This is a genomic window from Pseudomonas sp. NFX224 (assembly GCF_048565165.1).
Lineage (GTDB): Bacteria > Pseudomonadota > Gammaproteobacteria > Pseudomonadales > Pseudomonadaceae > Aquipseudomonas.
In genome coordinates this window covers 2,900,985-2,913,368 of the sequence record NZ_CP183416.1, presented here as the reverse complement: position 1 = coordinate 2,913,368, position 12,384 = coordinate 2,900,985, and the positions used below count along the sequence as shown (strand labels likewise).

General features: G+C 59.9%; 11 protein-coding genes. 8 read left to right on the top strand and 3 right to left on the bottom strand.

The annotated features are described in order from the left end of the window. Positions 1-182: 182 nt before the first annotated feature. Positions 183-2,987 (bottom strand): DNA polymerase I, encoded by a 2,805-nt coding sequence (polA, locus tag ACNYC6_RS13075; RefSeq protein WP_419712626.1) that lies wholly within the window; start codon positions 2,985-2,987, stop codon positions 183-185. A 74-nt stretch (positions 2,988-3,061) separates the two neighbouring features. Here polA and ACNYC6_RS13070 point away from each other — a divergent pair, with 74 nt between their 5' ends. Together ACNYC6_RS13070 and ACNYC6_RS13065 are read left to right on the top strand one after the other, a co-directional pair. Continuing rightward, positions 3,062-3,352, top strand: coding sequence for a DUF2782 domain-containing protein (locus ACNYC6_RS13070; RefSeq protein WP_419712625.1), 291 nt, complete (start codon positions 3,062-3,064; stop codon positions 3,350-3,352). A 57-nt stretch (positions 3,353-3,409) separates the two neighbouring features. Further along, positions 3,410-4,363, top strand: a complete 954-nt coding sequence (locus ACNYC6_RS13065) for a homoserine kinase (protein WP_419712624.1) — start codon at positions 3,410-3,412, stop codon at positions 4,361-4,363. Between the two features lie 80 nt (positions 4,364-4,443). Here ACNYC6_RS13065 and ACNYC6_RS13060 read toward each other — a convergent pair whose 3' ends face one another. Then, positions 4,444-5,364 (bottom strand): zinc ABC transporter substrate-binding protein, encoded by a 921-nt coding sequence (locus ACNYC6_RS13060; RefSeq protein WP_419712623.1) that lies wholly within the window; start codon positions 5,362-5,364, stop codon positions 4,444-4,446. A 66-nt stretch (positions 5,365-5,430) separates the two neighbouring features. Between ACNYC6_RS13060 and zur the strand changes: the two genes are divergently transcribed. The 4 genes from zur to ACNYC6_RS13040 are packed head-to-tail and all read left to right on the top strand — an operon-like array spanning position 5,431 to position 8,233. Further along, positions 5,431-5,913, top strand: coding sequence for a zinc uptake transcriptional repressor Zur (zur, locus tag ACNYC6_RS13055; protein WP_419712622.1), 483 nt, complete (start codon positions 5,431-5,433; stop codon positions 5,911-5,913). After that, positions 5,913-6,698: a zinc ABC transporter ATP-binding protein ZnuC gene (gene znuC, locus ACNYC6_RS13050; protein ID WP_008064713.1), complete on the top strand. Its 786-nt coding sequence runs from the start codon at positions 5,913-5,915 to the stop codon at positions 6,696-6,698. The genes zur and znuC overlap by 1 nt, the downstream gene beginning before the upstream one ends. Further along, a complete protein-coding gene (gene znuB, locus ACNYC6_RS13045; RefSeq protein WP_090327107.1) occupies positions 6,691-7,479 on the top strand; it encodes a zinc ABC transporter permease subunit ZnuB in 789 nt (262 codons plus the stop codon). The genes znuC and znuB overlap by 8 nt, the downstream gene beginning before the upstream one ends. A 37-nt stretch (positions 7,480-7,516) precedes the next feature. Next, the gene (locus ACNYC6_RS13040; protein WP_419712621.1) at positions 7,517-8,233 is read left to right on the top strand and encodes a PA5502 family lipoprotein; all 717 of its coding nucleotides are present in this window, start codon (positions 7,517-7,519) and stop codon (positions 8,231-8,233) included. An 84-nt stretch (positions 8,234-8,317) separates the two neighbouring features. Here ACNYC6_RS13040 and katE read toward each other — a convergent pair whose 3' ends face one another. Then, positions 8,318-10,456 carry a catalase HPII gene (katE, locus tag ACNYC6_RS13035; protein ID WP_419712620.1) on the bottom strand — a complete coding sequence of 713 codons (2,139 nt, stop codon included), beginning with the start codon at positions 10,454-10,456 and terminating at the stop codon, positions 8,318-8,320. 209 nt (positions 10,457-10,665) lie between these two features. Between katE and ACNYC6_RS13030 the strand changes: the two genes are divergently transcribed. Continuing rightward, on the top strand, positions 10,666-11,673 hold the full coding sequence (locus tag ACNYC6_RS13030) for a methionine ABC transporter ATP-binding protein (protein ID WP_419712619.1): 1,008 nt from the start codon (positions 10,666-10,668) through the stop codon (positions 11,671-11,673). After that, positions 11,673-12,347, top strand: a complete 675-nt coding sequence (locus tag ACNYC6_RS13025) for a methionine ABC transporter permease (RefSeq protein WP_419712618.1) — start codon at positions 11,673-11,675, stop codon at positions 12,345-12,347. The genes ACNYC6_RS13030 and ACNYC6_RS13025 overlap by 1 nt, the downstream gene beginning before the upstream one ends. Positions 12,348-12,384 lie beyond the last annotated feature (37 nt).

Below are 12,384 nucleotides of genomic sequence, written 5' to 3'. Positions count from 1 at the left end.
AACACAACATAGGAGCATCGAAGGGCTTCACCAGCCATTCAGTAACTCTGAGTGGTATTTCTCGGGATTAGTTCATTTTTTTTTTAAATGCTTTGGAATAACCCTGATAGCTTTGCGAACTAAGCCGAGTTTGCCCTTCTGCCGCGGCACTGGGCCGCAGCAGGACGCCCCTTTTCTGGCGCTCAGTGCGCCTCGTCCCAGTTATTCCCAATACCGACTTCGACCAACAGCGGTACGTCCAGTGTCGCCGCACCGCTCATGTGCGCGCGAATTTCGTCGCTGACCTGGTCGAGCAGGTCCTCACGCACCTCAAGAACCAATTCATCGTGCACCTGCAGGATGACTTTGGCGTCGAGGCCTGATGTCGCCAGCCACTCATCCACGGCCACCATGGCTTTCTTGATGATGTCTGCCGCAGTGCCTTGCATCGGTGCGTTGATGGCCGTGCGTTCAGCGGCGGCGCGTTCCTGTGGCTTGTTGGAGTTGATCTCCGGCAGGTACAGGCGTCGACCGAAGAATGTCTCTACATAACCTTGCTCCGCCGCCTGCGTACGGGTGCGCTCCATGTATTGGCGAACGCCAGGGTAACGGGTGAAGTAAGTATCGATATACGCCTTGGCTGTCTTGGTATCGACACCAATGTCTTTGCCGAGTTTCTGCGCACCCATGCCGTAGATCAGGCCGAAGTTGATCGCCTTGGCGCTGCGGCGCTGGTCGGAGGTGACGTCGGCCAGTTCCACCTTGAAAACCTCGGCGGCAGTGGCTGTGTGTACGTCCAGATTCTGGCGGAAGGCGTTCATCAGGCCTTCATCCTTGGACAGGTGCGCCATGATCCGCAACTCGATCTGCGAATAGTCCGCCGCCAGCAATTTGTAGCCGGTCGGGGCCACGAAAGCCTGGCGGATGCGACGCCCTTCGGCGGTGCGCACCGGGATGTTCTGCAGGTTTGGATCACTGGAAGACAGACGCCCGGTGGACGCAACCGCCTGATGATACGAGGTGTGAATACGTCCGGTGCGTGGGTTGATCTGCTCCGGCAAGCGGTCGGTGTAGGTGCTTTTCAGCTTGCTCATGGAACGGTATTCCATCAGCACCTTGGGCAACCGATAGTCATCCTCGGCCAGTTTGGCCAACACTTCTTCAGCGGTGGACGGCTGGCCCTTGGCGGTTTTCTTCAGTACCGGAAGGCCGAGTTTTTCGTAGAGGATCACACCGAGTTGCTTCGGCGAACCCAAGTTGAACTCTTCACCGGCGATCTCGAAGGCTTCGCGCTCCAGCGCAACCATCTTGTCGCCCAGCTCGATGCTCTGCACGCCCAGCAGCGCCGCGTCGACGAACGCGCCTTGGCGTTCGATGCGCGCCAGCACCGGCACCAACGGGATCTCGATGTCGGTCAGGACACTGGCGAGGCTCGGGATGGCCGTGAGTTTTTCGAACAGCGCCTGATGCAGACGCAAAGTGATGTCCGCGTCCTCGGCGGCGTAAGGGCCGGCCTGCTCAAGGGCAATCTGGTCGAACGTCAGCTGTTTCGCGCCTTTGCCGGCGATGTCCTGGAAACTCACTGTGGTGTGGTCCAGATACTTTTGCGCCAGGCTGTCCATGTCGTGGCGAGTCGCCGTGGAATTGAGCACGTAGGACTCGAGCATGGTGTCGAAGGCAATGCCGCGTACGGTGATGCCATTGGCTTGATCGCCGCCGATGGCGCAGTTGGCCAGGATGTTCATGTCGAACTTGGCGTGCTGGCCGACCTTCAGTTTGTTCGGGTCTTCCAGAATCGGCTTGAGCGCGCGCAATACGGTGTCGCGATCCAGTTGCTCAGGCACGCCGATGTAGGAATGGGTCAACGGGATGTAGGCCGCTTCGTGGGCCTGCACGGCGAACGACAGACCGACCAGTTGTGCCTGTTGCGCGTCGATGCCGGTGGTTTCGGTGTCGAAGGCAAACAGCTTGGCGTTGTTCAGTTTTTCCAGCCAGACGTCGAAGCGCGCTTGATCGAGGATGGTTTCATACGCGGCCTCAGCGGGGGCGGCTGCTGCTTCAACCTCGGAGGCGCTGAACAGATCGGCGGCCGGCGCAGGCTCTGCGGCACTGCTCAACTCAAGGCGTTTGGCGTCGCGATCAAGGTCGTTCAGCCAGCTCTTGAACTCCAGCAGGGTGTATAGCTCGTAGAGTTTGGCCGGGTCTTCCGCGCCCATTTGCAGGTCATCGAGGCCGATATCCAGCGGCACGTCGACCTTGATCGTTGCCAGTTGATAGGAGAGGAATGCCATCTCCTTGTGCTCTTCGAGCTTGGCCGGAAGGGTCTTGGCGCCGCGAATCGGCAGGGTCGGGACGATGTCGAGCTGCGCGTAGAGCTCGGTCAGGCCACCGTTCACGCCCACCAGCAAGCCGGAAGCGGTCTTTGGGCCGATACCCGGAACGCCCGGAATGTTGTCGGACGAATCGCCCATGAGCGCCAGATAATCGATGATCTGCTCGGGAGCGACGCCGAATTTCTCCTTCACGCCCTCCACGTCCATGCTGCTACCGGTCATGGTGTTGACCAAGGTAATGTGGCCGTCGACCAGTTGCGCCATGTCCTTGTCGCCGGTGGAGATGATCACCGGGCGGTCAGCGGCGGCGCTGCTGCGGGCCAGAGTGCCAATCACGTCGTCGGCTTCGACGCCTTCGACGCACAGCAGCGGGAAGCCCAGGGCGATCACGCTCTGGTGCAGCGGCTCGATCTGCACGCGCATGTCATCGGGCATGCTCGGACGGTTGGCCTTGTATTCGGCGTACATGTCATCGCGAAACGTCCCGCCCTTGGCGTCGAACACCACGGCGAACGGACTGTTCGGATACTGCTTGCGCAGGCTCTTGAGCATGTTCAACACGCCCTTGACCGCACCGGTCGGCAGGCCTTTGGACGTGGTCAGCGGTGGCAGCGCGTGAAAGGCGCGGTACAGGTAAGACGAACCGTCCACCAGGACGAGGGGGGCTTGGCTCATGAGCAGGATCAACCTTTTCGGCGGGTCCGGCGCTAGAATAGCGGGACCGTTGACGACAAAGGGACAAGGTTATCATGCGCACACTAAATCGCTTCCTGCTGGTCAGTTTGATTGCAATCGCGCCCATGGCCGCGATCGCGGCGGATGATGCGCCGTCACCGGAACCGGATGTAACCATCCGCACCGAAGGCGATAACACGATCAAGGAATACCGCCAGAATGGCTTCCTGTATGCGATTCAGGTAACGCCGAAGGGCGGAAAACCGTACTTTCTAGTGCGCGCCGATGGATCGGACGGTAACTTCATCCGCTCGGATCAGCCCGATATGCTGATTCCGTCGTGGAAGATCTTTGAGTGGAAGTAGTTTCTTAATTTCAATTGGCGCTGGCCCACGAGCGGCGCCCGTACTGGCAGCTTAAACATGTCTGTGTTCACCCCCCTGGCTCGGCCCGAGCTGGAAGCTTTTCTCGCCCCTTATGGCCTCGGCCGCCTGCTTGATTTCCAGGGGATTGCCGCCGGTAGCGAAAACACCAATTTCTTTATCAGCCTGGAGCAGGGCGAATTTGTCCTGACCTTGGTCGAGCGCGGCCCGGTTCAGGAGATGCCGTTCTTCATCGAACTGCTCGACGTGCTGCACGAAGCTGATCTGCCGGTGCCTTACGCCATCCGCACCACCGACGGCGTCGCGTTGCGCGAGCTGGCCGGCAAGCCTGCGCTGCTGCAACCGCGCCTGTCCGGCAAGCACATCAAGCACGCCAACGCGCAGCATTGTGCCCAGGTGGGCGAATTGCTCGGTCATCTGCATTTGGCGACCCAGGCGCAAAACATGATCAAGCGCAAGACTGATCGCGGCCTGGACTGGATGCTGGAGGAGGGCACGCAGTTTCTGTCGCACCTGAATCCGGAACAGAAAGATCTGCTGCAAAAGGCACTGGAAGAAATCACCCGGCAGAAAGAGAAAATCCTCGCGCTGCCTCGCGCCAATATCCACGCCGACCTGTTCCGCGATAACGCGATGTTCGAAGGCACGCACCTGACCGGGTTGATCGACTTCTACAACGCCTGTTCCGGGCCGATGCTGTACGACGTGGCGATTGCCTTGAACGACTGGTGCTCCGATGAGCAAGGCTTGATCGACGGGCCGCGAGCGCGGGCGTTGCTGGGTGCTTATGCCGCGTTGCGCCCGTTCACCGCCGCCGAAGCCGAGTTGTGGCCTACCATGCTGCGGGTGGCGTGTTTGCGGTTCTGGTTGTCGCGGTTGATCGCGGCGGAATCGTTCGCGGGGCAGGACGTGCTGATTCACGATCCGATGGAGTTCCAGTTGCGCTTGGCGCAGCGGCAGGCGGTCAGCACACCGTTGCCTTTCGCCCTTTAAAAACAAAAGATCGCAGTCTGCGACCGCTCCTGCACCGATCAATGCAGGAGCGGCCGCAGGCTGCGATCTTTTTTACAGGGTTACAGCGACTCCAGACACCCCGCCAAATCATTCCCCAACTTCTCCAGCACTTGCTCATATCCCAGAGCAGTCGCCGGCGTGTACCCGCCCAGCGCATCCAGTTCCGCCAGTTTCACCGGCAGGCCCGCCACCAGGGTTTCCGCCAGACGCGGACGCAACGGCGGTTCGCTGAACACGCAGGTCTTGCCCACTTCCTGTAACCGCGCACGCATCGCCGCGACGTGCTGGGCACCGGGTTGTACTTCGGCAGCGACGCTGAACACGCCGGCGTGCTTGAGGCCGTAAGCATCTTCGAAGTAGTCGAACGCCTCGTGGAACACGAAGTAGGGTTTGCCTTCAACACCGGCCAGACGTTTTTTCAAGCGCAGATCAAGAGCATCCAGACGCTCATCGAACGCCTTGAGGTTGCTTTGATAGCGCGGGGCATTGGCAGGATCGGCCGCACTGAGGTCAGCGGCCATTTTCGTAGCGATGACTCGGGCGTTGATCGGCGACAACCACAAATGCGCATCCAGGCTGCCTGGTCGATGATCGTGATCATGTTCGTCGGCTTCTTCGGCGTGAGAGTGGTTATCTTCGGCGAAGTGGCGCAGTTTCAGACCAGGAAGATCCTGCACGGCGACGCTTGGCAGTGTACGACCGTTCAGCACGCGTGGCAGGAAGCTTTCCATGTCCGGGCCGATCCAGTACAGCAAATCCACCGACTGCACCTTCCGTACGTCGGAAGGACGCAAGGCATAGTTATGCGGCGAGGCGCCGGGCGGCAGCAGGACTTCCGGAATCGCCACGCCGTCCTGCACTGCAGCAGCGATCAGTTGCAGCGGCTTGATGCTGGTGAGGACCTTGACCTCGGCTTGCGCCGGACTGATCAGCAGAAAACTTGCGATAAATGCGACAAAGATAGAAAAAAGTCGGGACACGATGACCACTCGAAGAGGCGAGAACGGGTAACATAATAACGTCTCTCACAAAACTCGTCGCCGCTCATGCCTAAAACACCGATTGCCAGCCGTCCCCACGACCACTCTCATTGCGTGCACAGCGCTCTGTCTGAGGCCGATGCCCTGTGCGCACGTCAAGGTCTGCGCCTGACCGCGTTGCGGCGGCGGGTGCTGGAACTGGTGTGGCAGAGCCACAAGCCGCTGGGCGCCTACGACATCCTCGCGGTGCTCAGCGAGCAGGACGGCCGTCGCGCCGCGCCGCCAACCGTGTATCGAGCGCTGGATTTCCTGCTGGAAAATGGCCTGGTGCACCGCATCTCCTCGCTCAACGCCTTCATCGGCTGCAATCACCCGGAACACGCCCACCAGGGCCAGTTCCTGATTTGCCGTGAATGCCACGCGGCCATTGAGCTCGAACAGAAATCCATCAGCGACGCGATCATCGCAAGCGCCGGGGATGTCGGGTTTGTCGTCGAAGGCCAGACCGTCGAAGTGGTCGGTCTCTGCTCGGGTTGCCAGGGGGCTTGATGAGCAACGCGCTGATCCGCCTCGAGCAGGTTGCCGTTACGTTTGCCGGGCAACCGGTGCTGGATAACATCGAGCTGAGCGTCGAGCCGGGGCAGATCGTCACCCTGATCGGCCCCAATGGTGCGGGGAAGACCACGCTGGTGCGCGCCGTGCTCGGCCTGTTGAAACCGGACAGCGGCAGCGTCTGGCGCAAGCCGAAATTGCGGGTCGGCTACATGCCGCAAAAACTTCATGTCGATCCAACCCTGCCGCTCTCGGTGCTGCGCTTTTTGCGTCTGGTGCCGGGCGTGGACCGTGCGATGGCATTGGCTGCGCTCAAGGAAGTCGGCGCCGAGCAGGTGATCGACAGCCCGGTGCAAAGTGTCTCCGGCGGTGAAATGCAGCGTGTACTGCTGGCGCGCGCTTTGTTGCGCGAACCGGAATTGCTGGTGCTCGACGAACCGGTACAAGGCGTCGACGTGGCCGGCCAAGCCGAGCTTTACAGTCTGATCACCCGCCTGCGTGACCGTCACGGTTGCGGGGTGTTGATGGTCTCCCACGATTTGCATCTGGTGATGAGCACCACCGACCAGGTGGTTTGCCTCAATCGTCACGTCTGCTGTTCTGGCCACCCTGAACAGGTCAGCGGTGATCCGGCCTTCGTCGAGCTGTTCGGAAAAAACGCACAGAGTCTGGCGATTTATCACCACCATCACGACCACGCCCACGATTTGCATGGCTCGGTGGTCAAGGCGCCCGCGTCGGGCCATAACCATGTTCACGGAGATAGCTGCAAGCATGGCTGATTTTCTGCTCTACGCCCTGCTTGCAGGTCTGGCCCTGGCAGTCGTCGCGGGTCCGTTGGGGTCTTTCGTGGTCTGGCGTCGCATGGCTTATTTCGGCGACACCCTATCCCACGCGGCGTTGCTGGGTGTGGCATTGGGCTTCCTGCTGGATGTCAGCCCGACCGTCGCGGTCACCGTAGGCTGCTTGCTGTTGGCGGTGTTGCTGGTGACCTTGCAGCAGCGTCAGCCGCTGGCGTCCGACACGCTTTTGGGAATTCTCGCACCGAGCACCCTCTCACTGGGTTTGGTAGTACTAAGCTTCATGCACGAAGTGCGGATCGACCTGATGGCCTATCTGTTTGGCGACTTGCTGGCGATCAGTCCGACCGATCTGGCCTGGATTCTCGGCGGCAGCGCGGCTGTATTGGCCTTGCTGGTTGCGCTGTGGCGGCCCTTGCTGGCGATCACGGTGCATGAAGAGTTGGCCAGGGTCGAAGGTTTGCCCGTGGCGGGACTGCGCATGGCGTTAATGTTGTTGATCGCCGTGGTGATTGCCGTGGCGATGAAAATCGTCGGTGTTTTGCTGATTACTTCGTTGCTGATTATCCCGGCGGCTGCGGCACAACGTCACGCCCGCTCACCGGAACAGATGGCACTGGGCGCGAGCCTGCTGGGCATACTCGCCGTGTGTGGCGGGCTGGCGCTGTCCTGGTTCAAGGACACTCCGGCCGGACCGTCGATTGTTGTGGCGGCGGCCGCACTGTTTTTGCTGAGTTTTGTTCTGCCCCGTCGAGGGGTGTAGACTTGCTCGTTTTTTGCGCAAATAGAGAGTCGCAGGAATGAAGTCGTTCGCCTCCCGTTATCTGCTCCTTGTCGCATTTTCTTTGCTGCTGGGCGCTTGCCAAAGCACGCCACCGGCGGCCACCGAGGCCCCGGATGGGCGAGCCACGGCCATTGCACAACTTGAGCAAAGCCTGGCCAGCAGCGAGCTGGCCACCGCCGAAGGTCAATTGGCCGCATTGCAGGCCGAGTCGCCCAACGATCAATCCCTTGAGCAATACCAGCGGCAACTGGCCGAAGCCTACTTGCTGCGTAGCCAGATCGTGCTGCAAAAAGGTGATGTGAATGCTGCCGCGACTGCCCTGGCCCGTGCTCGCGCCCTGATGCCCAAGGCGCCGGCGCTGACCGGTGGCGTCAACGGTCCTATCGCTGAAGCTCGCAAGGCTGAACTGGAAAAAGCCGAAGCCGCGCTTAAAGCCGCTGAAGCGATGCCCAAAGCCAAAGTCATTGACCCGACGGCTGAAAGCACCACGGTTGCGCTGAATATCAATGATATGGGCAAGTTGCGTCGCCAACTTGATGCCATCGCCGCCGATGTGGTGAATTACCAGTGTGATGTAAGCATTCAGGCGCCGCGTACGGATGACTATCCTTGGCTGGCTAATTTGCTGACCAAGCGGGTGAAGAAGCTTGATCCGCAGTTTGACTTGAACCTGCAGCGGCAGATTCTGCGCAGCGTTCCGGCGCAGATGGTCTTGAGCCCCCGCAAGCCCTGAAAAAAGATCGCAGCCTGCGGCAGCGCCTACAGAAATGGGTGATTACCTTGTAGGCGCTGCCGCAGGCTGCGATCTTTTGTTTTTTCAGGCCGGAACAGCCTTGGCCTTCGCCTCCCTCTCCCACACCCGATGCTGCCCGATCGCCGCAAAAAACGCCTTGAACAGCTTGGCATCTGCGCCAACGATCAATCCCGCATCAGCCTCCAGCTTCAACACATCCAGCATCTGCTTCGCTTCGCCATGCAGTGCAATCGCCTTCAAGTGCTTGTAGGCCTCCAGCAAATAATGCAGCGCCACGCCATCAGTGCTCAGCGACTTGGTCGATGCCACGCCACCGGGCACGAACACCGCGTCGAACGCCACGGACGGTAAGCCCTCCATGGACGCATCCACGGGCAACATCTTGCCGTCAGCGGTTTTCACCGGCGCCGAGGTTGGCCCCAGCAGTTTGGCGTGAGCGCCTTCCGCTTCCAGCGCTTTCTTCAGCGCTACAATCGCTGCGCCATCCACGCCATTGGCTGCCAGGATCGCCACTTTGCGGGTCTTGATATCCGCGGGCAGCAAGTTGGCCTGGCTCAAGGCCGGCGAGCGCTCCAGTGCGGTTTTCGGCACCTCGACCGTTCCGGCCTTCGGTGCAGTCAATCCCAGGTTCTGCGCCACCCGCTTGGCCAGTTCCAGATCGATGTTGGCGAGGATTTCATTAACCTGCCTTTCACGAATGAACTCACGTTCGACCTTGCCCAGTTCGAAGCTGTAGGCGGAAATGATGTGTTCCTGCTCGTGCTTGCTCATGCTGTGGAAAAACAGCCGTGCCTGGGAAAAATGGTCGCTGAACGATTCGCTGCGCTGACGGATCTTGTTGGCGTCGATGCGTTCGGGATAACTCTCGAAGCCGCCGTCCTGCGCAGCGGGCGGGGTTTCTTTCGGCCAGCCGCCATCGATCGAATTCGGCTCGTAGGAAGCACGCCCCTTGTCGATGACGGTGCGATGCAGCGCATCGCGCTGACCGCTATGGAACGGAGAAATGGGGCGGTTGATCGGGATCTCGTGAAAATTCGGTCCGCCGAGTCGGCTGATTTGCGTGTCGGTGTAGGAAAACAACCGACCTTGCAGCAACGGGTCGTTAGAAAAATCGATGCCGGGCACCACATGCCCGGGGCAGAACGCGACCTGCTCGGTCTCGGCAAAGAAGTTGTCCGGGTTACGGTTGAGCACCATTTTGCCCAACGGCGTAATCGGTACGAGTTCTTCGGGGATGAGTTTGGTGGGGTCGAGGATGTCGAAATCGAAGGCGTGTTCGTTTTCTTCCTCAATCACCTGAACGCCCAGCTCCCATTCCGGATAGTCGCCCATCTCTATGGCTTCCCACAGGTCGCGACGGTGGTAGTCGGTGTCTTTTCCCGCGAGTTTTTGCGCCTCGTCCCACACCAGCGAGCAGGTCCCGGCGGTGGGACGCCAATGGAATTTCACGAAGCGAGACTTGCCCTCGGCATTGATCATGCGAAAGGTGTGCACACCGAAGCCTTGCATGCTGCGCAGGCTTTTCGGAATCGCCCGGTCAGACATCGCCCAGATGACCATGTGCGCCGATTCCGGTTGCAGTGAAACAAAGTCCCAGAAGGTGTCGTGGGCCGAACCCCCAGTAGGCATTTCGTTGTGCGGCTCGGGTTTGACCGCATGTACGAAGTCCGGAAACTTGATGGCGTCCTGAATGAAGAACACCGGCATGTTATTACCCACAAGGTCGTAGTTGCCTTCCTCAGTGAAGAACTTAACTGCGAAACCTCTGACGTCCCGCACGGTATCGCCTGACCCGCGTGGGCCTTGCACTGTGGAAAAGCGAACGAATACGGGTGTCTTCTGGCTCGGGTCTTGTAGGAAACCTGCCTTGGTCAGCACGCTGTGGTTCTCGTAGCACTGGAAGTAGCCATGGGCACCGACACCCCGTGCGTGGACGATGCGCTCGGGAATGCGCTCATGGTCAAAGTGCGTGATCTTTTCACGCATGATGAAGTCTTCGAGCAGCGACGGCCCGCGAGCCCCGGCCTTCAAGGTGTTCTGATTGTCCGCCACCTTCACGCCTTGATTGGTGCGCAAGGCCTGGCCGGTGGCGTCGGAGCGGAATTTTTCCAGGCTGTCGAGCTTGGCGTTGGTGTTGCCGCGGTCCAGGGTGTCGGTCCCGGCCAGTGCGCTTTTGGTGGCGGCAGGCTTCTTGGTGCTCATCAGGCATCTCTCCTCAGGCATTTTTCGGGGTGCCTAAGTAGTGACTGGTGACGTTTTTAGCCGTTCCTTTTATCTGACCTTTGATCGCGTTATTGCCAAATCACTGGTCGATTGCGAAATAAATGCTAAGAACTGCTATACGGACAGGCTAAAATGCGCGCCCGGCTAACCGCTGATCCTTTTTCAACGCGCCCCACAAGGTTCGCTACGTGATCGAGTTTCAAAACGTCCATAAAACCTACCGCGTCGCCGGTAGGGATATCCCCGCCCTGCACCCGACCAATCTGACGATTGAAAACGGTCAGGTCTTTGGCCTGATCGGCCATTCCGGTGCGGGAAAAAGTACCCTGCTGCGTCTGATCAATCGCCTGGAAAACTCCAGCGGCGGCAAAATCATGGTCGACGGCGAAGAAGTCACGGCGCTCGACGCCAACGGTTTGCGCCGTTTCCGTCAGCAGGTCGGGATGATTTTCCAGCACTTCAACTTGCTGGCGTCCAAGACCGTGGCCGACAACGTCGCCATGCCACTGACGCTGGCCGGTGAGTTGTCGCGTAGCGAAATCGATCAGCGCGTGGCCGAATTACTGGCGCGGGTTGGCTTGTCCGATCACGCCAGGAAATACCCGGCGCAATTGTCCGGTGGCCAGAAGCAGCGAGTGGGCATCGCCCGCGCCCTGGCGACCAAGCCAAAAATCCTGCTGTGCGACGAAGCCACCAGCGCGCTGGACCCGCAGACCACGGCGTCGGTCCTGCAATTGCTGGCCGAGATCAACCGCGAGCTGAAACTGACCATCGTTTTGATTACCCATGAAATGGACGTGATCCGTCGGGTCTGCGATCAAGTAGGGGTGATGGACGCTGGCGTGATCGTCGAGCAAGGTCCGGTGGCAGACGTGTTCCTGCATCCAAAACACCCGACCACCAAGCGCTTCGTCCAGGAAGACGAGCAGATCGACGAAAGCGAGCAGCGCGACGATTTCGCTCACGTGCCGGGTCGCATCGTGCGTCTGACCTTCCAGGGTGAAGCGACCTACGCGCCGCTGCTGGGTACCGTCGCTCGCGAAACGGGCGTGGACTACAGCATCCTCGCCGGTCGTATCGATCGCATCAAAGACATTCCTTATGGGCAACTGACCCTGGCCGTGACCGGTGGTGACATGGAAGCGGCCTTTGCCCGCTTCAGCGCAGCCGACGTCCACATGGAGGTGCTGCGTTAATGGAAGCCCTGACAAGTTTCTTCGCCAATATCGACTGGTTCGAAATCTGGCTGGCCACTGGCGACACCCTGCTGATGCTCGGCGGTTCGCTGTTGTTCACCGTACTCCTCGGCCTGCCGTTGGGCGTGTTGCTGTTCCTCTGCAGCCCGCGGCAATTGCTGGAAGCCAAAGGCGTCTACGCACTGTTGTCGCTGGTGGTGAACATCCTGCGTTCGCTGCCGTTCATTATTCTGTTGATCGTGATGATTCCGTTCACGGTGTTGATCACGGGCACGTCCCTGGGCGTCGCTGGCGCGATCCCGCCGTTGGTAGTGGGTGCCACGCCGTTCTTCGCTCGACTGGTGGAAACCGCCCTGCGTGAAGTGGATCGCGGCATCATCGAAGCGACCCAGGCCATGGGCGCGACCACGCGGCAGATCATCACCAACGCCTTGCTGCCCGAAGCCCGTCCGGGCATCTACGCAGCGATTACGGTGACAGCGATTACACTGGTGTCCTACACGGCGATGGCCGGTGTGGTCGGCGCGGGTGGCTTGGGTGACCTGGCGATCCGTTTCGGCTACCAACGCTTCCAGACCGACGTGATGGTGGTCACCGTGGTGTTGCTGCTGATACTGGTTCAAATACTGCAAACCGTCGGCGACAAACTGGTCGTCCACTTTTCCCGTAAGTAAGACCTGAGCCGGCCATTCGCTGGCAGGCGCCAAACGG